This is a genomic window from Bradyrhizobium sp. CCBAU 45384 (assembly GCF_028128665.1).
GTDB lineage: Bacteria > Pseudomonadota > Alphaproteobacteria > Rhizobiales > Xanthobacteraceae > Bradyrhizobium > Bradyrhizobium manausense.
Genome location: NZ_LBIZ01000098.1, coordinates 103,447 through 125,596 on the forward strand (window position 1 = coordinate 103,447; position 22,150 = coordinate 125,596).

Annotated in this window: 21 protein-coding genes; 12 read left to right on the plus strand and 9 right to left on the minus strand. The window is 64.4% G+C overall.

Going from position 1 to position 22,150, the window contains the following annotated elements:
- Positions 1-60 precede the first annotated feature (60 nt).
- The gene (locus XH80_RS10875) at positions 61-699 is read left to right on the plus strand and encodes a TetR/AcrR family transcriptional regulator (protein WP_271598593.1); all 639 of its coding nucleotides are present in this window, start codon (positions 61-63) and stop codon (positions 697-699) included.
- A gap of 66 nt (positions 700-765) precedes the next feature.
- Positions 766-1,173, plus strand: a complete 408-nt coding sequence (locus tag XH80_RS10880; RefSeq protein ID WP_271598594.1) for a DUF4864 domain-containing protein — start codon at positions 766-768, stop codon at positions 1,171-1,173.
- Here the strand turns inward: XH80_RS10880 and XH80_RS10885 are convergent.
- The gene (locus XH80_RS10885; RefSeq protein ID WP_271598595.1) at positions 1,170-2,435 is read right to left on the minus strand and encodes an MFS transporter; all 1,266 of its coding nucleotides are present in this window, start codon (positions 2,433-2,435) and stop codon (positions 1,170-1,172) included. The genes XH80_RS10880 and XH80_RS10885 overlap by 4 nt on opposite strands.
- Before the next feature lie 150 nt (positions 2,436-2,585).
- Here XH80_RS10885 and XH80_RS10890 point away from each other — a divergent pair, with 150 nt between their 5' ends.
- The 8 genes from XH80_RS10890 to XH80_RS10925 all read left to right on the plus strand — a co-directional run bounded on the left by XH80_RS10890 (position 2,586) and on the right by XH80_RS10925 (position 9,967).
- Positions 2,586-3,020: a hypothetical protein gene (locus tag XH80_RS10890; RefSeq protein WP_271598596.1), complete on the plus strand. Its 435-nt coding sequence runs from the start codon at positions 2,586-2,588 to the stop codon at positions 3,018-3,020.
- Positions 3,021-3,093: 73 nt separating this feature from the next.
- Positions 3,094-3,378, plus strand: coding sequence for a hypothetical protein (locus tag XH80_RS10895; RefSeq protein WP_271598597.1), 285 nt, complete (start codon positions 3,094-3,096; stop codon positions 3,376-3,378).
- 9 nt (positions 3,379-3,387) lie between these two features.
- The gene (locus XH80_RS10900) at positions 3,388-4,827 is read left to right on the plus strand and encodes a TolC family protein (RefSeq protein ID WP_271598598.1); all 1,440 of its coding nucleotides are present in this window, start codon (positions 3,388-3,390) and stop codon (positions 4,825-4,827) included.
- 13 nt (positions 4,828-4,840) lie between these two features.
- Entirely contained in the window at positions 4,841-6,178 is a 1,338-nt protein-coding gene (locus XH80_RS10905) for a multicopper oxidase family protein (protein WP_271598599.1), read from the plus strand.
- A gap of 37 nt (positions 6,179-6,215) precedes the next feature.
- Positions 6,216-6,671 (plus strand): cupredoxin domain-containing protein, encoded by a 456-nt coding sequence (locus XH80_RS10910; RefSeq protein ID WP_271598600.1) that lies wholly within the window; start codon positions 6,216-6,218, stop codon positions 6,669-6,671.
- Positions 6,672-6,688: 17 nt separating this feature from the next.
- On the plus strand, positions 6,689-6,991 hold the full coding sequence (locus XH80_RS10915; protein ID WP_271598601.1) for a copper-binding protein: 303 nt from the start codon (positions 6,689-6,691) through the stop codon (positions 6,989-6,991).
- Between the two features lie 339 nt (positions 6,992-7,330).
- Complete coding sequence (flhA, locus tag XH80_RS10920) at positions 7,331-9,472, plus strand: flagellar biosynthesis protein FlhA (RefSeq protein ID WP_057747953.1); 2,142 nt, start codon at positions 7,331-7,333, stop codon at positions 9,470-9,472.
- A 294-nt stretch (positions 9,473-9,766) separates the two neighbouring features.
- Positions 9,767-9,967 carry a hypothetical protein gene (locus XH80_RS10925; protein WP_057747956.1) on the plus strand — a complete coding sequence of 67 codons (201 nt, stop codon included), beginning with the start codon at positions 9,767-9,769 and terminating at the stop codon, positions 9,965-9,967.
- Positions 9,968-11,248: 1,281 nt separating this feature from the next.
- Here XH80_RS10925 and XH80_RS10930 read toward each other — a convergent pair.
- Positions 11,249-11,572: a hypothetical protein gene (locus XH80_RS10930; protein WP_271598602.1), complete on the minus strand. Its 324-nt coding sequence runs from the start codon at positions 11,570-11,572 to the stop codon at positions 11,249-11,251.
- Between the two features lie 119 nt (positions 11,573-11,691).
- On the opposite strand from XH80_RS10930, the gene XH80_RS10935 reads away from it, so the two are divergent.
- A complete protein-coding gene (locus tag XH80_RS10935) occupies positions 11,692-12,636 on the plus strand; it encodes an AraC family transcriptional regulator (RefSeq protein ID WP_271598603.1) in 945 nt (314 codons plus the stop codon).
- Between the two features lie 142 nt (positions 12,637-12,778).
- Here XH80_RS10935 and XH80_RS10940 read toward each other — a convergent pair whose 3' ends face one another.
- From XH80_RS10940 to fliI, 6 genes are all read right to left on the minus strand, one after another.
- Complete coding sequence (locus XH80_RS10940) at positions 12,779-14,005, minus strand: NAD(P)/FAD-dependent oxidoreductase (RefSeq protein ID WP_271598604.1); 1,227 nt, start codon at positions 14,003-14,005, stop codon at positions 12,779-12,781.
- 60 nt (positions 14,006-14,065) lie between these two features.
- Positions 14,066-15,073 (minus strand): helix-turn-helix transcriptional regulator, encoded by a 1,008-nt coding sequence (locus XH80_RS10945; protein ID WP_271598605.1) that lies wholly within the window; start codon positions 15,071-15,073, stop codon positions 14,066-14,068.
- Between the two features lie 300 nt (positions 15,074-15,373).
- Entirely contained in the window at positions 15,374-16,474 is a 1,101-nt protein-coding gene (locus XH80_RS10950; protein WP_271598606.1) for an anti-sigma factor, read from the minus strand.
- 182 nt (positions 16,475-16,656) lie between these two features.
- Complete coding sequence (locus XH80_RS10955) at positions 16,657-17,202, minus strand: sigma-70 family RNA polymerase sigma factor (RefSeq protein ID WP_057747975.1); 546 nt, start codon at positions 17,200-17,202, stop codon at positions 16,657-16,659.
- A 224-nt stretch (positions 17,203-17,426) separates the two neighbouring features.
- Positions 17,427-17,846 (minus strand): flagellar export protein FliJ, encoded by a 420-nt coding sequence (gene fliJ, locus XH80_RS10960; protein ID WP_057747978.1) that lies wholly within the window; start codon positions 17,844-17,846, stop codon positions 17,427-17,429.
- A gap of 133 nt (positions 17,847-17,979) precedes the next feature.
- Positions 17,980-19,305: a flagellar protein export ATPase FliI gene (fliI, locus tag XH80_RS10965; RefSeq protein ID WP_271598607.1), complete on the minus strand. Its 1,326-nt coding sequence runs from the start codon at positions 19,303-19,305 to the stop codon at positions 17,980-17,982.
- A 446-nt stretch (positions 19,306-19,751) separates the two neighbouring features.
- Between fliI and ctrA the strand changes: the two genes are divergently transcribed.
- Positions 19,752-20,453, plus strand: coding sequence for a response regulator transcription factor CtrA (gene ctrA, locus XH80_RS10970; RefSeq protein WP_008138878.1), 702 nt, complete (start codon positions 19,752-19,754; stop codon positions 20,451-20,453).
- An 80-nt stretch (positions 20,454-20,533) separates the two neighbouring features.
- On the opposite strand, the gene XH80_RS10975 is transcribed toward ctrA, so the two are convergent.
- Positions 20,534-22,144, minus strand: a complete 1,611-nt coding sequence (locus XH80_RS10975) for a S53 family peptidase (protein WP_333968727.1) — start codon at positions 22,142-22,144, stop codon at positions 20,534-20,536.
- Between the last annotated feature and the right edge of the window lie 6 nt (positions 22,145-22,150).

The following is a 22,150-nucleotide window of genomic DNA, read 5'->3' on the forward strand; positions in this document are numbered from 1 at the left end:
CAACGCCATGCAGCAGGCTCGGGGTTCAACCTAACCAATTCGTGATCTACATTGCCTGATATGGACGACCATACCGACCAGACCCGAAAGCCCCGCGCCGATGCCGTGCGCAACCGCGAGCGTGTGCTCGAGGCGGCCAAGGTCGTGTTCAGCGCAGGCGGGCCCGAAGCAAGCCTCGAGGCCGTGGCCAAGCGCGCGGGCGTCGGCATCGGCACGCTCTACCGGCATTTCCCGACGCGTGAGGATCTGTTCGAGGCGGTGTACCGGCGCGAGGTCGAGCAGCTCAGCGAGCTTGCCGAACAGCTGAAGAACGCCAAGGATCCGGTCGACGCGCTCAGACGCTGGCTGCGCTCAGGTGTCGAATTCGTTGCCACCAAGAAAGGCATGGTGGCAGCCCTGGCACTCGCCGTGCAGAGCGGATCCGAACTGCATGCCTTCTCCTTTGAGCGCCTGACCAAGGCGATCGCCTCGCTGCTTGATCGCGCAGCCGCGGCCGGCGCGATGCGCGCCGACATCAGTCCCGAGGATTTGCTGCGCGCGTTCTTCGGCATGTGCTACATGCACGACCAGCCCGGCTGGCAATCCTCGGTGCTGCGGATGCTCGATGTGTTTGTCGACGGTCTTCGCATGCAGCCCGCCGCAAAGGCCAAAGCGCGCACAGTCAAGCCGGCGAAGGCGGCGGTGAAGCGGAGACGATAGTTCGCCCGTATTTGCCAATGGTCATGCTAGGATCAGCATCGCCGGCATATCAACGCGGAGCCTGTCATGCGCATCGCAGCCTTGGTCGTCGCCCTCGCTATTGTCTTCAGCCCCTTTGCCGCGCGCGCTGACGATGTCTCGGCGGCGCAAGGCGTGATCCGCGCCCAGGAGCAGGCCTTCGTCCATGACGACGCGGCGGCTGCCTATTCCTATGCCGCGCCGGCGATCAAGCAGATCTTCCCTGCACCCGACATCTTCATGTCGATGGTGCAGAACGGCTACGCGCCGGTCTACCGCCATAAGAGTTTTGAGTTCGGCGACGTCAAGACCGAGGGCAGCTCGGTTGCCCAGCGCGTTCACATCATCGATGCCAATGGCGAAGCCTGGGAAGCGCTCTACACGCTCGAGCAGCAGGCTGACGGCAGCTACAAGATCACCGGCTGCTCACTGCTGAAGGCCGGACAGGCGGTTTAAGTCGCGAGGGTCGGTCCTGTCCTGACCGAATTCATCCGCGAGCGGATCAGCAGCGTCAAAACGATGCCGACATTGAGGGCATTCCACGCCACGCCGTTGGCGAACGCCGCGGCGTAGGAGCCGGTGGCATCGAAGATGATGCCGGACACCCAGCCGCCGAAGGACATGCCGAACACGGAGGCGAAGATCACGATGCCGACGCGAGTTGCGGCTTCGCTCGCCGGCATCGCCTCGCGCACGATGATGGCATAGCTCGGCACGATGCCGCCCTGAAACAGGCCAAACATCGCGGAGATCAGATAGAGCGAGGTGAGGCTGTCGAAGAACAGATAGAACACCAGCGCAAAGCCTTGCGCCAGCGATCCGAGCAACAGCGTACGGATGCCGCCGATCTTGTCGGCGAGGTAGCCCGAGCCAATGCGGCTGACGATGCCGCAGGCCATCATCAGGGAGAGCATCTCGGCGCCCCGCGCCACGCCGTAACCGAGATCGCCGCAATAGGCGACGATATGCACCTGCGGCATCGCCATGGCGACGCAGCAGGAGATACTGGCGATCGAGAGCAGCGCCGTCAGCGTGTTGGTTGAAAGTTTCAGATCGACACGCGGCGGCGGCGCATTGGCGTGATTGCGGACTCTGTCGTCGCCGATCCGCGCGCGCAAGACCAGCACCAGCGTCGTCATCAAGCTCGCGCAGATCAAGGCAATGACGACATGCGTGTAGCGCCAGCCGATCGTCTCCATGCCCGCGTTGACCAGCGGTGGCCATATCGTGCCGGCGACGTAATTGCCGCTCGCGACGATGGTCACGGCGAGGCCGCGATAGCGCTCGAACCAGTGCGAGGCCTCGGCCATCAGCGGCGCGAAAGTCGCCGACGTGCCGAGCCCGATCAGGAAATACGCCGCAACGAACTGCCAGAGCTGGGTCGAGAGTCCCGCGAGCGTATTTGCGACGCCGAGAAAGGCGATGCTGATCGCCATCGCCGGCACGATGCCGAACCGGTCCGTGATCTTGCCGGCGATGACGCCGCCGAGCCCGAAGCCGAACATCATCACCGTGAAAGCCAGCGACACTGCGCCGCGCGTTGCGGCGAATTCGGCCTGCACGACGGGAATCACGACGACCACGGCCCACATGCCGACGCTGCCGATCGAGCCGATCAGCAGCGCAACGACGAGCCGTATCCAAGCCTGACGGGAATCAGGGCTGAATGAGTCTGGTCTTTGTTCGGGATGATTTGGCGCGTGCACGGGCCGGACCATGGCCCGCGGATCGCCACACGGTCAAGCAACGTGGCGATATATTGGGCATGCGCGGTGCGCTGCGGTAAGAAGGAGCTTGGCGAAATCGCCTTTTGCCATTAGTTTGCAATCAGCGTGTGCAACAATGCCGCGCGAGGAGCCTATCGACGGATGTTGCTGCGGTTGACGCGATCGGTGCGGATGAAGGTGGGGCGGATCATCGCTCTCGCCTATTTGTTCTGCGTGCTCGCGCCGGCGGCAAGCCTCGCTTTGGGTACCAGTCCCGCGCCATGCCTCGATGACGCGCTCCTCACCGACCTCGTGCCGGTTCAGATGGCGAGCCATATGCATGGGGATTCCTCGCATGAACATGCGGGAGCCCACGCGCATCACCAAATTGCGGCCAAGGACGCACCCGCTCCGCATCACCATGACGGCAAGGGAACGGTGGGCCCATGCTGCGCGATGATGTGCATCAGCGCGCTGCCAGCCGATCTGCCCAGCGTTGCCACACCGGTCCAGCCGACGTCGACCTGCGCGCCCGAGATCGTGGCCAGCCTGCACAGCACGGCGCCGCCCCAGCACTACCGTCCCCCCATCGCCTGATCTGACGCAACGACGTCGGTCCGAGCGCGCGTTTGCGCGCGCGAACCTGTGGTTTCCAGATCAGGGATGAATCATGCTTGCGCTTTTCGGGGCGAAGTCTGCCGCCGCATCTGCGGTGGGTGGGCGACTCTTTCTATTGAATTGGCCGCTGCTGGCCGTGGTTACGCTGGCGCTGTCCGGCTGCATGCCAGCCACCACGCACGTGGCCAGGCCGGACCCCGCCGATCCGGCGGCGAAGGTGGCACGCGTGGGCTATCGCTCGACCATCGCGCCCTATACCACCCTGCGGCCCGCGACACCTGCACCATGGCGGCAACGCAACGACGCCGTGACGCCGCAACCGAAGCAAGACCGGTAGGGACGCGCCATGGCACATCGTCTCGCGCGGGGCTTGCGCATGCTCACCGCGTTCGGACTCTCATCAATAAGTCTTGCCGGCTGCATGGCGTTCTCGCCGGACGGCGGCATGACGACGGTCTCGGACCTCACCAGCCAGACCATTAATAAGGACGTCGCCTTCGTCCGATCAGCCGAAGGCGCCGAGGCCGTCGATGCGACCGTCCGCCGGCTGCTGGCGCGCCCGCTGACCATCGAGACCGCCGTGCAGGTCGCGCTGCTCAACAACAAGGGGCTGCAAGCCGCCTATAACGAGCTGGCGCTGGCCGAGACCGAGCTGGTCGAGCAAAGCTTGCCGCCCAATCCGGTGTTTTCGATCTCGCGCATCTCAGGCGATGGCGCGAACGAGATCGAACGCCAGGTTGTCGGCGACATCCTCGCCCTCGCAACACTGCCGTTCCGATCCGAGATCGCGCGGGATCGCTTTCGCCAGGCGCAATTGCGCGCAGCATTGGCAACGTTGCGGCTCGCCGCCGATGTGCGGCGCGCCTATGTCCGCGCGGTCACCTGCAACGAGCTCGTGGCGCTGCTGACGGATGCGAAGGCTACGGCGGAATCGACGGCCCAGCTCGCCGTCAAGCTCGGCGAAACGGGCTCGATCAACAAGCTCGACCAGGCCCGCGAACAGGTGTTCTACGCCGAGACGACCGCCGATCTCGCGACCGCGCGACAGGCGGCGACCAGCACGCGCGAACGACTCGCACGCCTGATGGGGCTGTGGGACGACGGCCTCGACTTCCGTCTGCCCAACGCATTGCCGCCGCTGCCACGACGGCCGCAGGCCTTGCCATCGATCGAGGCCGATGCAGTCGCCCATCGCATCGATTTGCAGATCGCGCGGCTCGAACTGACCGGGCTGGCGAAGTCGTTGAACCTGACCGAAGCAACCCGCTTCGTCACGCTGCTCGATCTCGCCGGCATCTCCCGCCGCACCCAGGATCCGGAGGGCGCACCGTTCCGCGAACGCGGCTTCGACGTTCAATTCCAGATCCCGATCTTCGACGGCGGCGAGGTGCGCGTGCGACAGGCGGCGGAGACCTACAATCTCGCCTTCAACCGCCTGACCGAGCGTGCCGTGAACGTTCGCTCGGAGGCGCGCGATGCCTATCGCACCTATCGGTCCACGTATGACATCGCCAGCCACTTCCAGCGCGAGATTCTACCGTTGCGAAAAATCATCACCGAGGAGATGCAGCTGCGTTTCTCCAGCATGCAGGTCGACATCTTCGCACTGCTGACCGAGGCACGACAGCGCCTGGCATCGCTGCGCGGTGCCATCGATGCCAGACAAAGATTCTTCCTCGCCCAGTCCGACCTGCAAACGGCCGTCAATGGCGGCGGTGCGCCTGCTTCCGGCGGCGACACTTCGACCACCATCGCCGCGGCAGCATCTGCCGACGGCGACCACTGAGATGGAGGCCAGCATGTTTTCCCGCAGAGGATTTCTGGGCAGCGCTGCCCTTGCCGGCGCGTCGGCCATCAGCGGCCGCGTCCAGGCCGCATCGATTCCGGAAGCGCCGACCATGGACAAGGTGGTGATGCAGCCGCCGCTGCACCCGATCAGCGGCCCGGACTATCGCCCCGTGGTCACCCTGAACGGCTGGTCGCTGCCGTTCCGCATGAACGGCGAGTGGAAGGAATTCCATCTCGTCGCCGAGCCCGTGGTGCGCGAGTTCGCCGAAGGCATGAAGGTGAACCTGTGGGGCTACAATGGCCAGTCGCCGGGGCCGACGATTGAAACGGTCGAGGGCGACAAGGTCCGCATCTTCGTCACCAACAAACTGCCCGAATACACCACCGTGCACTGGCACGGCATGATCGTGCCGAGCGGCATGGATGGCGTCGGGGGACTGAATCAGCCGCATATCGAGCCCGGCAAGACCTTCGTCTACGAGTTCGAGATGAGGAAGAGCGGGACCTTCATGTACCACCCGCATTCCGACGAGATGGTGCAGATGGCGATGGGCATGATGGGCATGGTCGTCGTGCATCCGCGCGATCCGAGCTTCCGGCCCGTCGATCGCGACTTCGTCTTCGTGATGAGCACCTATCGCGTCGATCCCGGCAGCTATCTGCCGCAGGTCAACGAGATGACCGATTTCAACATGTGGACCTGGAATTCGCGGGTGTTTCCCGGGATTGATCCGCTGCCAGTGCGGCTCGGCGACAAGGTGCGCGTGCGCATCGGCAATCTCAGCATGACCAACCATCCGATCCATCTGCACGGCCACAGCTTTTCTGTGACCTGCACGGACGGCGGCTGGATTCCCGAGACGGCGCAGATTCCCGAGACGACCACCGATGTCCCGGTCGGCGCCGTGCGCGTGTTCGACGTGGTCGCCGACAATCCCGGCGACTGGGCGTTTCACTGCCACAAATCGCACCACACCATGAATGCAATGGGACACGAGGTGCGCACCCTTATCGGCGTGTCGCGGAAGGATCTCGCCAAGGCGGTCGGCAAGCTCGCGCCCGACAGCATGGCAATGGGTTCTACCGGCATGGCGATGGGCAACATGGAGATGCCCTCGCCCGACAACACGCTGCCCATGATGACCGGCTCCGGCCAGTTCGGCCCGATCGAGATGGGCGGCATGTTCACGGTGATGAAGATCCGCGAGGGCCTCGCGCGCGACGATTACCGCGATCCCGGCCCCTATCAATTCCCGCAAGGCACCGTCGCCTATGAAGTCGCCTCGCCCGCGGCGGAGCCCGCACGGCAACCCGCAGCGCCGATGCCGAAGATGAAGATGAAGATGTAACCCACGCGTTTCGATCAACCACCAACCGGAGACTACAATGACAAGAACAATCGGCATCGTCCTGGCGCTGGCCACGCTTTCAATCGCGCCGGCCCTTGCGCATGAGGGGCACGGCCATCACGGCTTCTCGGCCGGCGAGCCCGGCGATCCCAGCAAGCCGGCGCGCACCATCGAGATCGCGATGAGCGAGATGTCCTACGAGCCGTCGAAGATCGAGGTGAAGCGCGGCGAGCAGATTCGCTTCGTGCTGCGCAATGTCGGCAGGGAAGACCACGAATTCCTGCTCGCCACACCTAAGGAAAATCTTGCCCATGCCGAGGTGATGAAGAAACACCCGCACATGGAGCACGACGATCCCAACGGCGTGCGGCTCGCGCCGAACAAGACGGCCGAGATCGTCTGGAAGTTCACCAAACCAGGCACCTTCGAATTTTCCTGCCTGATCCCCGACCATCGCGATTACGGCATGGTCGGCCACGTCAGCGTGAAATGAAGACAATGGAGACATCAATGAAGCCAATCATCCGCACCACCACCGCAGCGCTTGCGCTGGCGCTGGGCCTGACCATCAGCACGCTGGCGCAAGCCGCTTCCATCAGCGGTGAGGTCAAGAAAATCGACGAAGGCGCCGGCAAGATCACGCTCAAGCATGGCCCTGCGAAGAACCTCGGCATGGACGAGCCCATGACCATGGTCTACCGCGTCAAGGATCCCGGCATGCTCAAGCAGGTGAAGGTCGGCGACAAGGTGACCTTCGAAGCCGAGGAGGCGGCGTCGGGGTACACGGTGACGAAGTTGGAAAAGGCGAAGTAGGATCCTTGGTCATTCCGGGGCGCGCGCAGCGCGAGCCCGGAATCCATTCATCCACCACCTCCACCGCACGATGGATTCCGGGCTCGCCCTTCGGGCGCCCCGGAATGACGGCCGAGCCCCCGAAATACCCCGGCCCGACCTCCCCGGCCCCCTTCGTTAACCCTTTGCTAACCATACACCCGGCAAGAATTGCCGGGTGAAGTCGAGTGTCGTCAGCCGCGTAAGACGGGAGCTCCCGTGGACGCCAGTGCGGTGCCTCACTTTCGGACCGGCGGCCCTTCGGCCGCTGCGCAGGCGTTTGGGGCGCGCGGACGGCAGTCGCGCGGGGAGGCAGCTACCATGGTCGACGTCACCGCGGGTCAGGGCGTAGGCGGCGCAAAGCCCGGGATCCCCTCCCTCTCCGACATCGTCACCATCCTCAAGCGCGGCGACATCGCGCTCGCGCTCGGCATCCTCACCATCCTGGTGGTGCTGATCCTCCCGCTGCCCGCGATCGTGCTGGACCTGTTCCTGGCGATCTCGATCACGCTGTCGATCCTGATCCTGATGACCTCGCTGTTCATCCAGGCGCCGCTGGAATTCTCCGCCTTCCCGACCATCCTCTTGATCTCGACCATGCTGCGGCTGTCGCTCAACATGGCCTCGACCCGCCTGATCCTGTCACACGGGCACGAGGGCACGGATGCGGCCGGTCACGTCATCGAAGCCTTCGGCAGCTTCGTGATGGGCGGCAATTTCGTCATCGGCATCATCGTCTTCGCCATTCTGATCATCGTCAATTTCGTCGTCATCACCAAGGGTTCGGGCCGTATCGCCGAAGTCGCCGCGCGCTTCCACCTCGACGCCATGCCCGGCAAGCAGATGGCGATCGACGCCGACCTGTCCGCCGGGCTGATCGACGAAAAGGTCGCCAAGGAGCGGCGCAAGGCGCTGGAGGACGAGAGCGGCTTCTTCGGCGCCATGGACGGTGCCTCGAAATTCGTCCGCGGTGACGCCATCGCGGGCCTCCTGATCGTCTTCATCAACGTGGTCGGCGGCATGATCATCGGCGTGGCGCAGCAGGGCCTGTCCTTTGCCGATGCCGGGCGCAGCTACACGCTGCTGACGGTCGGCGACGGCCTCGTCACCCAGGTGCCGGCGCTGATCGTCTCGACCGCGGCCGGCCTGCTCGTCTCCAAGGCCGGCGTCTCCGGCGCCGCCGACAAGGCGCTGATGAAGCAGTTCTCCGGCTATCCGCAGGCCCTCGCAATGTCCTCGGCGGTCATGCTGGTGCTGGCGGCGCTGCCGGGCATTCCGACCCTCCCCTTCCTCGCGCTCGGCGCCGGTGCCGGCGCGCTGGCCTGGACTGCGCGTAACCGCAACCGCGCGACGGCCAAGGCCGAAGCCGTTGCCAAGGCCGCGCCTGCGGCCGGTCAGCCCGGCGCACCGGGCGCTGCGGCCGCGGAGGAGCCGATCTCGGCGGCGCTCAAGATCGACGACCTCAAGATCGAGCTCGGCTACGCGCTCTTGCCGCTCGTCAACGGCCCCGACGGCACCGACCGCCTCACCGAGCAGATCAAGGCGCTGCGCCGTTCGCTCGCGATCGAGATGGGCTTCGTGATGCCGGCGGTGCGCATTCTCGACAACGTCCAGCTCGAGGCCAACACCTACATCATCAAGATCAAGGAGGTCGACGCCGGCACCGGCAAGATCTGGCCGAGCCAGTTCATGGTGATGGATCCCGGCGGCAGCCAGGTGCAGGTGCCCGGCATCCACACCACCGAGCCGACCTTCGGCCTGCCCGCGACCTGGGTCGACGCCAGCCTCAAGGAGGAGGCTTCGCTCAAGGGATACACCGTCGTCGACGCCGCCACCGTGCTCTCGACCCATCTCACCGAGCTGCTCAAGGCCAACATGTCGGACCTTCTGTCCTACGGCGAGGTGCAAAAGCTGCTCAAGGAGCTGCCGAAGGAGCAGAGCGAGCTGGTCAAGGACATCGTGCCCGGACAGGTCACCGTCTCCGGCATCCAGCGCGTGCTGCAGCTGCTGCTGGCCGAGCGCATCTCCATCCGCGACCTCTCGACCATCCTCGAGGGTATCGCCGATTCGCTCGCCTTCTCGCGCAACCCCGCGACCATGGTCGAGCATGTCCGCGCCCGCCTCGCCCGGCAGATCTGCGCGCAAAACACCTCCTATGCCGGCTACCTGCCGCTGATCGCGCTGTCGGCGAAATGGGAGCAGGCCTTCGCCGAATCCATCATCGGCCAGGGCGAGGAGCGCAGCCTCGCGATGCAGCCCTCAAAACTGTCGGAATTCATGACCGCCGTGCGCGAGGCCTTCGAGCGCGCCGCCCGCGAAGGCGAGGCGCCGGTGCTGGTGACCTCTGCGGCAATTCGTCCCTTCGTCCGCTCCCTGGTCGAGCGGTTCCGGGCCCAAACGACGGTTCTGTCGCAGGCCGAGATTCACCCCAGGGCGAGGTTGAAAACGGTCGGAAGCATCTGATTTGCCTTAAGAAGCCGTGTGTTTTTGGGCCACAGGCAAATGGTTTTTGAGTTCCTGGCGCCTTGTCGACCAAAGGCTGAAAAGGCGCCTTTCGAACAAATTATACCGTTGAAATAATTGCCAAATCGATCGATCAAGCGCTGCTTTTGATCGCGATCTTTCACGTCCTATCACGCTCTTGTGATGGCCTCTTGGGAACGAATCCCGCCAATACTAGGTTGTTGGGCACCGGAAGTATGAACCTGCCTGAAGAGGCCGGCGACTACTTCGGGTAGATGGCGGCAGGAGGCTTCCATGAACCACTCGATCTACAGCGCGGATCGCTCGACCCACCTGAAGGTGGTGGCCGTGGCGCTCGTCGCCGGCATCGCAGTTGCGGGTTTCGGCATCTCGGCGCGCTCGGGTTCGGATGAAGGCCTCACACAGACTGCTCGCGTCATCAAGGCCGGCAAGCCGGTCGTGATCACCAGCTCGAACGCATCGCTCGTTCGTTAAGGAGATTTTGAGTTTCAGGAATTCACGCGGCTCTTTACCAGCCCCCCAAAGTCGCCACGTGGATATGTAGACGACCCCAACCCCAAGTCGACTACAGAAAGCGCCCGCCCCCCACGGGCGCTTTCTCATGTCTGGGGGTAGCTCGCGTCATTTCTCTCCCTCATGTTCCTGGCGCGCCGCGACGCTGCGCTGCGTCCGGGGCACGAGACTTGAGTTTGCGCGCAACTGGACCAACGCCGTCATTCCCCGCGAAGGCGGGGAATCCAGTACGCCGCGGCTTCTCGGCCCAATCACATCCGCCTCTGGAATACTGGATCGCCCGGTCAAGGCCGGGCGATGACAGTGAGTGTGTAGGCGCAGACACAGCTTCACATCCTCGCGGCTCATCTCGCCCGAGCTTTGCTCTGCAACGTCGCCCTCATCTGAAAGAGGGCGCAGGGAAGACCGGGTGCCCGACCGGCACCCGCGGTCCACTGTGCGATAGGTTGCGCTACAAGAGGCTGCACAGCGGCATACAGGTGAAGCCGAAACATCCGGCCTTCCCTGCGCAGTGGTTGGAACGGCTTATGTCGTGATCTCCCCGGGGAGCGATGCACTATTGCCCCCGTCGTCTCGCAGATGACTGATGCAAGGACCCGGTCGGGTCACACGCATCACCACGAGCCTTGGCGCACAGGCTCCGGGCGCCAGGACCACACGATTTTGCCGTACGCGGACCACACCGGTCGTTTGCGCGATGCCTTCGCTCACGGTCGCCCGCCCTGCAAAAACCCTTCGCGCCGATGTGACCTGCGCCCACCGCCGCCCGGCCCGCGTCGTGACGATCGCGATACGCCCCTCTTCCATGGGCCGGGTTGCGCGATACATACGATATTTCCGAATTTCGGTAAAGTGGAATATTTTTAGGCGAGCGGATTGACCGGCATTTTGGGTGTTTTGCCCGTCAGGCAGCGCAAGGGATTGTGGATGTGTAGGGACGCCTTGACAATTAATGGCTTTAATTGGCTAGCTTCACAACCGATGGCCCGCCAAGCGGCCAGCTGAGAGCTACAAATGACCGGTCAGAACGACGTCGAACGCAATTGCCCGGAGTGTGACGGGACCGGCCAGGACAGGGGCATGCATCCGGTTCGCTTGGGCGAAAAGAATGAGTTTCGTCCCTGCACGAAATGTGGCGGATCGGGGAAGATCAAAGAGACCGCCGCGTCGCGATAGCTGTCATCTGGCCGCCGCCGGCTTGACCGGTATTGCTGTGCCGCGGTCCCTTCGTGCTCCTCCAATCTAAGCCGAGCGAACCTGGGACGGAGCAACAGCCAAACCGTCAATCCGTTTCCGGGCGGCTTCGATCAGCTCTTTGATTCCATGTGACTGCTCGATGAGCTGATGAACCGCAGGGTCTTGGCCGAAATCCGACAGGACGATCCGGATGCAGGCGTTGGCGGTATCGAAAACCCGCAAAATTCTGGCCATCTCGCTTGGCGTAAGGCTCTCGATCTGCATGCGCGATACGAAGGTCTCGACCTCCCTCGAGATTCGACGCAAGCGCTCCATTGCCACGCCCGCTGACGGTACGGACCGTTGATTGAAGGGCACGACCTTGGACATGCGGTGTTTCCACTTTTTAATGATTGTCCTTTTAGTATGCCGATGATCATATAACCGACAACGACCGTGTTTATCGGAATTCGGTCAAAATTGATTCCCTCAACGCCCGGTGCAAACTCGTGCCGTTTTCGAACCTGAAGCAATCTGCCCATCTGAGGCTGCAACGCGTTTCGAGCCCCGACGAATTCAGGGCCATCGGATTTCTGGATATCGAGCGCCACGCTTTGCTCGGGCCGTATTTTTACGGCCGCGCCATTACTGCGCTACCGGGCGCGCTGCTCATGCTTGAGCACACATCGCCTCGCGCCCTCTCGGGCAGGATGAACGCGATGGGTTGCACCGTCGTCGTGCCGATGAGCAACCATACGCATGCCGAGTTCAACGGCAGAACGTGGAGCTCGTCCGAAATCGGATTGCTCAGACGCGAGATCTTGCTCGATCTTCACGAGCCCGCTGCCAACACGTTCGCTGTCATCCGGTTCGCTTCCGACATGCAGAATCGCGGCTGGGAGGAGTCGGAAGGAAAACTGCATTTGCACAATGCGAGCGGCGAGCGTCTTTCGCGCCTGCAACACGTCATTCGAGGCGCGTTGGCTTTGTCTTGTACGCCGATGCATCATCGGCAATTTGCATCCGTTGCGGAATCGCTTCGGGATGAATTGATCGATGCATTGGATAATTTGCTGGTCCTGAGGAGCGAGCGACGTTCAGGCCAACGCGCTTTCGAACGACATCGCAAGCTGGTTTCGAAGCTCGATGAATTTGCGCATTCGCATCCAGAGACTCCTCTTTACAGCGAGGCCTTGGCCAAGCAGCTGGGAGCGTCGGTTCGAACGTTGCAGCTGGCCGTCCAGGCCATTCACGGAGCGAGCCTGCATCAGCATCTCCGCAACAAAAGGCTTTGGTCTCTACGCGCGCAACTCGCACGGGGTATGCCGGCAACGTCAGTTTCATCGGCGGCTTTCGCGAACGGCTTTTCGCACATGGGAGAGCTATCGCACCTCTATAAGGCCACGTTTGGAGAACTGCCGTCCGAGACGCTTTTGCGAAGTAGGGGCGGCTGAAGCGCTTGCGAAACGCGCCGAGCCGGCAGGAAGCGCACACCTGGCCGTCAGGCTGACCGGCTCCCTTTCAATGTCTGCTTCTGGCTCGCCGCTGACTGCTTCTGCGCATCGGTTCGATGGGCTTGTGGGTGCGCACCTCAGCTCAACGCCGCATCACTCCATAAGTCGGCGGCGGCGCCTGCACCGTTGGCGCGGCCGCGGCGAACAGCTCGTCCTTGCTGCCAGTCAGCGGCGGATAGATACGCTTGCGGTTGATGGTTTGCTTGGTTGCTTTCGCGGCCTGGCCGGTCGTCCGCACCTCGCGATCCCAGCCTTCGGTGTAGAGCGCTCCCCAGGCGCCGAGATCGAGCACGGTGACGTACCAGTCGATCCGCAGCGGCAGCAGCGGCCCGCCGACGAGATCGGCCACCACATTGTGGCCGGCAAAACGGCCCATGGGACGGGCGAACTGGCAGGACATCACGGTCGGATGCAGGCCGTCGATCACGCTGGAGGCGACGTCGCCGGCGGCGAAGATGCCGGGCACATCAGCGATCCGCATAAAGGGATCGACCAGAAGGCGGCCGAGGCGATCACGCGCGACCGGGAAATTTTCGGCGAGACGGCTCGCGCGCATGCCGGCGCACCAGATCACCGTCTGCGCCGGGATGAACTCGCCCGAGCTCAGGCGAACACCTGCAGCCTCGACCGATGCGACACGCACGCCGAGCCGTGTCTCGACCTCGAGCGACGACAAGGCGGTCTCGATGACGGGACGCGCGTGGTCGCCGATGGTGGCGCCGATCGCGGGATTGGGATCGACCAGGACGATGCGGCGGCTGCCGGTGACACCGGCGCGCATCAAACGATCAGGCATTTCGGCGGCAACCTCGATGCCGGTGAAGCCGGCGCCGACCACCACAACCGTCGACCGTCCCGGCGACGGCGCGCTGCGTCCGAGCGAGGTGAGATGACCCTCGAGGCGAAGCGCGGCAGCATAGCTGTCGACGTCGAAGGCATGCTCGGCGAGGCCCGGAATATCGGGACGCATCACTTCGCTGCCGAGCGCAAGCACGAGGCGGTCGTAGCCCAGCGTCTCCTCGCCGCGGCACGTGACCAGCGAGATTTCGCGGCGCACGGGATCGATGGCTTCGACCTCGGCAATGCCGTGCGTGACGCCGACCGGATCGAGCAGCTGCGCCAGCGGCAACGCGACCTCGCGGAGATCGACCTCGTAATTGCGCACGCGGATGTTGTGATAGGGGTTGCGGTCGATGACGTGGATCTCGATGTCGCGGCCGGTCTCACCGATCGCCTCGCGCATGCGCGCGGCGCCGATGGCCGCCCACAGGCCCGCAAACCCGGCGCCGAGCACGACGATACGCGCCATGTCCGTTGACTTCGCTGCTTGCAGGGATCCGCTGATCCGCCCCGCGCGGGCAGATATAGCTCATCCGGACGGATCGACCAAATGCGGCAGCGGCGCCGCCGCAGGCCCTCGGGCCTCGCGCAGTTCCGACGGCGTCGCGCCAAAGCGTTTGCGGAAGGCGCGGTTGAAATAGGACAAATCCGAAAAACCCGAGGAATGCGCGATGTCGCTGATCTTGCGCGCCCGCGCGCGGGGATCGCCCAGCAGCTTTCGCGCCAGCAGCAGACGCTGCTCCAGCACGAATTCGGTGAAGGTGGTGCCGGCCTGCTCGAACAGCCGCTGCGCCTGGCGCGGGCTGAGGCCCGAGCGGGTCGCAACCTCGGACAGGCAGAGATCGTTGCGGCCGAGGGCGGCCATCACGTCGGCGCGCATGAGATCGAGACGGGCCGCCGCATGGCCGCGGCCGCGCGCGAGCGCGGCGTGCTCGGCGTCGGCGCCGAGCAACAGGCCGACGAGATCGACCATGTGCTGCGCGGTCAGGCGCTGGCCGACGGCGTCGAGATGCGGCGCCTGATGGGCGGCAAGCGCGTGATAGCGAAAGATGGTTTCGGCGACGGCGCCGTCGGACAGCACCTGCGACAGCTTGTCCTCGGCACGCGGATTGATGTCGAGCAGCGCGCGGCGCGGCATGCGGATGGTGGTGAAGCGGTTCTCGTCGGTGTGACCGACGCTGCCGGTGATGCTCATGTCGGCCAGCACCATCTGCGCCGGCGCGAGCTCGACGGCATGGCCGTTCTGCCTGACGTTGACGAGGCCGGCATGGGCTGCGATCAGCACGAGATCGTCGCTGCCGTCGGCGAGGCCACTCTGCGTGCGCGAATATTGCGCGGAGGCGCCTTCGGGAATGGCGAGCGAGATGTTGTCGACCACGCTGACCTGCAACCGGCAATCGATGCTGTCGCCATGGCTCGGCCCGATCTCGAGGCCACAGGCCCCCAGGGCCCGGTCGCGCCAATGTTCGAACGCCGGCCCCTGCGGCAGGCCTGTATATTGGTGGATAAGAATGCCCGGCGGCTTGGCTGCATCCATCTGATTTCTAGCCCCTTCCCGGCACCCTTGATCGGCCGTGCCGACTGCAAATTCCGGGCATTTGACGCCGCGGAATGGCCGGAGGTTCAAATCGGATGCGGATTTGGCGGGACTTGTCGGATTGCGACGGCGGAATGGACCGTGGCGACGTCGCAGAGGCTCGCGCAAGAACGATCGCGGTCATACCCCGCGCAGGCGGGGTATCCAGTACGCCGCGGCTCATCGGTTGATCACGGCCGTCACGGAATACTGGAACGCCCGGTCAAGCCGGGCGATGACAGCTGGCGTTTGGAGGCGGCCCTACTTCTTCGCAGGCGCCTGCGGCTGCGACGGCGGCACGGTCTCGATCAGCTTGCCTGAGAACACCGGCGCCGAGGTCGGCTGGCCGCTGGGCGAGCCGCCCGAGGGCTCGACGGTGACGGCGTAGGTCGCGGCGTTGACGACGTCGGCATCGTAGCCCGCGAGCACCGGACGTGCGGTGAAGTCGCCGTTGCCGATCACACCCAGCGAACGCGGGCGCGGCAGCTTGTCGGAGATCAGCCAGAGCTCGAAGCTCTTGCCCGGCTCCGGCGTCGCGCCGACCTTGCGCACCGTGAAGTTCTTGGTCGCGCCATCGATGGTGAGGATGAAGGCGGGACCACCGCTCTGGCCCTGCAGCAACGCGACATATTGCGCGGGCAAGGCCGACGGCGCCTGCGGTGTCTTGACCTCGACGGTCTGGATGCGCGGAGGGGGGCGCAGCGCGCCCGGCAGCGCATCGGGCGAGAGGATCTGCAGGGACAGCGTCACCAGCAGCGCGGCCGCCAGCGCGCCCACGGCGGAGGCGATCGTGCGCCAGCGCTTCACGCGGCTCTCGAGATAGATCACCTTGGTGTCGTCGACGACCGGCACCTGCGTCGCCGGCGCAATGCGCGGGTCGGGCGCGTGGGTCTGCGGAATGAATTGCGGCGCGATATCATGAATGACATCGGAGTCGGTCGGTGCCGGCGGCTGCACGTCCGGCGCGGCAGCTTGCTGCGCTGGCGGCTCAGGAGATGAAGGCTCTTGAGTTGAAAGCTCCGATGACGAGAGCTCCGGCAATGGCGGTGGCGGCGCATCCACCAGCACCGGTGGCGCCTCGATCGTGCCTTGCCGCGAATCCTGCTGCAAATCCTGCTGCGATTCTTGCGTCGATACCGTCTGCGCGATCTCGCGCTTGATGTTCTCCCACACGATCGGCCGCGGCTCGATCGTGCCGACCATCTGGTTGAGGACGCCGAGCCGGAATTGCCAGGCCTGCACGATCGCGGCGAACTCGTGGTCCACCGCCATCATGGTCGCGACCTGCGCACGCTCGTCGGCATCGAGTGTGCCGAGCGCATATTCCGCGGCGAGCGCGATATGGTCCTCGCTGTAGGCCATCAATTGCTTTCACCTCTCCCATAGCGAGAGGTCGATTTGCGCAGCAAATCGGGTGAGGGGTTCAGGTCCCATGAGAGAGCGCAGTCCCTCACCCGGATTGCATCTTGCGATGCAATCCGACCTCTCCCTACGGGAGAGGTGAAGCAAGAACGCTGCGCCAGCCTATGCACTCTCATCATCCTCTAAAGTCCGAGGCACTCCCGGATATCCAGCATGCTGCGCCGCAGCCACGTCTTCACCGTGTTGACGGGCGCTGCGAATTTCTCCGCCAATTGCTCGCGGCTCCAACCGTTGTAATAGGCGAGAAGCACCAGCCGCTGACGGTCCGGCTCGAGCCGGCCAATACATTCCAGGAGCCGCTTCAGCTCCTCGGACATCTCCCGGCGCGCCAGGGGATCGGGACTTTCGGCGGCGACTTCCATCGCCTGCGGTTCCTCCTCGATCGAGGCTTCGGTCTTCTTGCGCACGATATCGATGGCGCGGTTGCGCGCGATCGAGGCCATCCACGTAATCGGCGAGGACAGTTGCGAATTGAACTGGCCGGCACTGTTCCAGATCTTGACGTAGGTCTCCTGAATGACCTCCTCTGCGAGATCCTGTCGGCGCAAGATACGGAGCACGACGCCATAGAGTTTCGCGCGCGTGGCGGCGTAGAGGCGCTCGAACGCGGCAGAATCGCGCCTCGCCACCGCCTCAATCAGCCCGACCAGCTCTGCTGGCGTCAGCATTCAGCCCCCCAACGCGCGGTCCCCGTCGCGTCTCTCTTCACCTCTCCCCTACGGGGAGAGGTGGGCACCGCCGTCGCTGGCGCAGCCTTTATCGCCACCACCATAGCGCGCGGCCAAGCCCGTCACCAAGAGGCGGCGCGCCACGCTGTGGACAGGACACGCAAAAACCCGGACCTTGCGGGTCCGGGTTCGCAAATTCTCGGGCTTGGGGCGCGGACCGCCGCTTACGCGACGGCGCCGATCCGGGAACGCATCAGGCCGATGCTATCGAGATCGGCCTGCTCACGGGCGTTTTCCTCGGCGCGCTCGCGGGCCTGGTCACGCTCGTCCAGCAGCTCGACCTTCTTCAGCTCTTCAAAGGCCTCGCCGAGCGCGGCCTTGGCGTCCTCGAGCTGGCCCTTCAGCTCGTCGGCCGAGCGGGTCAGGTTCTCGCGACGCTGGATGGCGGCCTTGGCATAGGTCGGATAGGCGAAATGCGCGGGATCGTTGATCCCGGCGCGGTCCTGCTCGGTCTGGATCTCGCGATCGAGATCGGTCGACATCCGCTGAAAGTCGGCGATCATGGACTCGATCTGGGCGACCCGGCGGCGCTTCTCGTCGACCTGAAACTTCTTCAGGCGGATGAGGGTATCACGTGACTTCATCGACTCGTACTCCCCAGAAGTCCCTTGGCTGCAAGACATACACACATCGGGACTGCACCGGTCTCCCCATTGGCCCTGTCAGGGCCAAGACCGGCTCTGCTACTCTGTGGGAACGGATGATGACGGGACAAAGTTAGCGTTCCGTTTCCAAATTACCGAGGATTTGCGCCAACTGGCGGTAGCCGTCGGCCAGCGAGGCATTTTCGTCCTTGCGCTGGCGCAGGAAGGCCTCCAGCGGCTCGTGCAGGCGGATCGCCTCGTCGACCTCGGGGCTGGAGCCCGCCCGGTAGGCGCCAAGCCGGATCAGCTCTTCCATGTCGGCGTAAGTCGCCATCACCGCCCGCGCCTTCTGGATCACAGGCCAGAACTGCGGGTCGGCCGATTTCGGCATGGTGCGGGAGACCGATTTGAGGATGTTGATGGCGGGGTAGCGGCCGCGCTCGGCGATCGAGCGTTGCATCACGATGTGGCCGTCGAGGATGCCGCGGACGGCGTCCGCGATCGGCTCGTTGTGGTCGTCGCCGTCGACCAGCACCGTGAAGATCGCGGTGATGGCGCCCTCCCCGAGGCCCGGACCGGCGCGCTCGAGCAGCTTCGGCAGCTCGGTGAAGACGGTCGGCGTGTAGCCCTTGGCGGTCGGCGGCTCGCCGGCGGACAGGCCGATCTCGCGCTGGGCCATGGCAAAGCGCGTCACGGAGTCCATCAGGCAGAGCACGTCCTGACCCTCGTCGCGAAAATATTCGGAGACGGCGAGCGTCAGATACGCGGCCTGCCGCCGCATCAGCGCCGGCTCGTCGGAGGTTGCGACCACCACGACGGACCGCGCGAGGCCCTCCTCGCCGAGGTCGTCCTGCAGGAATTCCTGCACCTCGCGGCCGCGTTCGCCGATCAGGCCGATGACGCTGATTGCGGCGTCGACATTGCGCGCGAGCATCGACAGCAGCACCGACTTGCCGACGCCGGAGCCGGCGAAGATGCCCATGCGCTGGCCGCGGCAGCAGGTGAGAAAGGTGTTCATGGCGCGGACGCCGAGATCGAGCGGCGCGCCGACGCGCCTGCGCGAATGCGCCGGCGGCGGCGAGTTGCGGTACGGCATCGGGGAGGCGCCCTGCGGCAACGGCCCCTTGCCGTCGATCGGCTCGCCCAGCGCGTTGACGACGCGGCCGAGCCAGGCCGGCGACGGCCGCACCAGATTGGCGGCGTTGGCGATGACGGCCTTGCAGCCGCGACGCACGCCGTCGAGGCCGGCGAACGGCATCACCACCGCATTGCTGCCGGAGAAGCCGATCACCTCACAAGGGATGGAACGGTTGGCGCCAGTCTCGATCACGAGGCGCGCGCCGACTGACATCGCGTGAATGGGTCCGGCCACCTCGACCATCAGCCCGCGAACCCCAACCACGCGGCCATAGATATTGATGCCGTCGATATCGCCGATCTGTTCGGCAAGGGCTTTCATGGAGCAGCCTTCATTAAGAGCGCGCCTTCGCGACAGCCTTCATCAAGGTGGCTCGCCTTCGATATCCGGGCCCTCACGGGGAAACCCTTAAATTTCGCCATATTTCTGAACGGCGCTTAACTTGGTGTTTACCCGCATCATTAATCATTGCGTCACTGTCTTTGTGACTGAGCGTGGCTCCCCTTCAGAAGAAGGCTGAGTCGCGGGAGTCGGTTAGACCCGTCTCTTAAAGTGGAACTTGAACGGAGCCGGATAACGAAAGCTGCTTCTCGCGCAAGACCTTAGGGCGATTCGACAAAAATTGCACCGGGGGGACTTGCGTTCCAGAATCAGGATTTGTTAACCATCTGTTGTCAGGATCCGAATCAGTTGTTCAAAGGCGTTTTGTTGAGTGCCGCGAATGCGGCCGACCTGACGCCCAGGAGCGGCGACTATGGGGAACTGGCATGCGCGTTTTGCTGATTGAAGATGACAGCGCCGTCGCGCAGTCGATCGAGCTGATGCTGAAGTCTGAGAGCTTCAATGTCTACACGACCGATTTGGGGGAAGAAGGCGTCGATCTCGGTAAATTATACGATTACGACATTATCCTTCTCGACCTTAACCTGCCCGACATGTCCGGTTACGACGTGCTCAAGCAGCTTCGGGTCTCCAAGATCAAGACACCCATCCTGATCCTCTCCGGCCTCGCCGGCATCGAGGACAAGGTCAAGGGTCTCGGCGTCGGCGCCGACGACTACATGACCAAACCCTTCCACAAGGACGAGCTGGTTGCCCGCATCCACGCGATCGTGCGCCGCTCCAAGGGGCACGCCCAGTCGGTCATCCAGACCGGCGACCTCGTCGTCAACCTCGACACCAAGACGGTCGAAGTCGGCGGCCAGCGCGTGCACCTGACCGGCAAGGAGTACCAGATGCTGGAGCTGCTCTCGCTCCGCAAGGGTACCACCCTCACCAAGGAAATGTTCCTCAACCACCTCTATGGCGGCATGGACGAGCCCGAGCTGAAGATCATCGACGTGTTCATCTGCAAGCTCCGCAAGAAGCTCGCCAACGCGTCCGAGGGCCGCAACTTCATCGAGACCGTGTGGGGCCGCGGCTACGTGCTGCGCGAGCCGCACGAGCACGAAGAGCGCATCCCCGCCTGATCCGTTTTATGTCGCGAGCCCTGAGGGCTCGCTCCTCCCAGCCTGGACCCCGCCGCATCGGCGGGGTTTTCGTTTTTGGACTAGACTACGGCAACCGGAGCGGCGGTCAGAGCAGCGATGAGCTCAGCGGCCTTCGGCACGCCCAGTCCGGTACATGCGTTCCAGCCGCGTCCGGCATCGTAGCCGGTGCCGTCGACACGGTTGTTGCCCTGCTCTATCGGCTTGAACAGTGTCGCGTTGGCATAGAGCGCGGAATTGACGAAGCCGAGCGGAGTGTCGCGTCCGGCATTGGCAATCGCGATCAGCCCCGCCCAGAGCGGCGCGACCGCGCTGGTGCCGTCCTTGATCACCACGGCGCCATTGAGCACGACCTTGTAGCCCGGGTTGCCCGCCGCGGCGGCGGCGACGTCCGGAACGCCACGGCGCAGCGCACCGTCATTGACCGACGGCGGCAGTGCGAGGCCGGTTTGATAGGCCGGCACCGGGAAGACGTCGCTGATCCCGCCGCCGGTACCGCTGCTGCCGTCCCTCCAGACCACCTCACCGGCCGCAGCTCCCCCACCGTCCGCAGGCTGTGTGCCACCGCAACCCAATGCGTACGGGCTCGAAGCGGGAAACCAGACATGCGCCTTGCCGTCATTCAGTCCGCCAGTCGCGAGTTGGTCGCCGGCAGCGAACAGCACCGTGACGTTCAATCGCTTGGCGTCCGCCAGCACTGCCTGCATCGCGTCGCGCGCCGAAGGGCTCCAGAACAGCTCCGCGCTGCCCCAGCTAACCGACAGCACCTGGGGTCGGTTGACATGATCGAAGATCGCCTGGCTTATCGCACCAACCAGGTTCCGGATATTGTTGCCGGCGAAGTAGACGACGACGCGCGCTTTCGGCAGCAAGCCTGCGATGATCTGAAGATCAAGCGCGATCTCCTCGTCCGCGACTGCATCGTGGCCGAACTGATTGCTGCCGTTCAGAGGTGCAGCCGCGCCGCCAGGCACGGCCGGCGCGATGGTAACGGCCTGATCGATCACCACAGGCGCCTCGCGTCCCATCGCCGTCAGCGCCTGGTCGAGATCGGTTTTGAGATAGCCGCCGCCAAGCGCGATGATGCCGACGCAGATTTTCGAGACGTCCCGGTCGAGTGGAATTCCGTACTCTGCGGCGACCTCCGTCGGCCAGAGCCCGGCACCGACCCCAACGCCGGCCAGCGCGCGCAGCCGCCGCACCGGCCTGAACAGCGGCCGGTCCTCGAAGCCGAGGATTGCCCGCGTCCAAGGAGCGATTTCCTTTGGCACGAGCAACGGACCCACCCGCGTGCGGAAACGGCACCGGCCGTCATCATAGATACGCAATGTGGCGCCGAGAATGTCGGTCAGCAGCCGCGCGGTCGCCTGCAGCGTGACGATGCGCTGTAACAGGTCGATATCGAGCACAGTGACGTGAAACTGCGCCGCCAGCTTCTTGATGCGAGCGGCCGCGCGGCCGTGGGTTCGGCGACGTTGCGCCGCGAGAGCCTGTCGCGTGATCGGTTTCGACAGCCGGGCAAGGTCCCCGGCGCTGCCCGGCTGGAATGTGTCGGGCGTGCGCCGCTTGAGATAGACCGTCAGCACGATACGTTCGTCGGGATCGACCTCGCCAACATCGACCGCGTCCGGCGGAGGGGCGCGATAGCTGCCGGCGAGCTCGACCCTTTGCATGGTCAC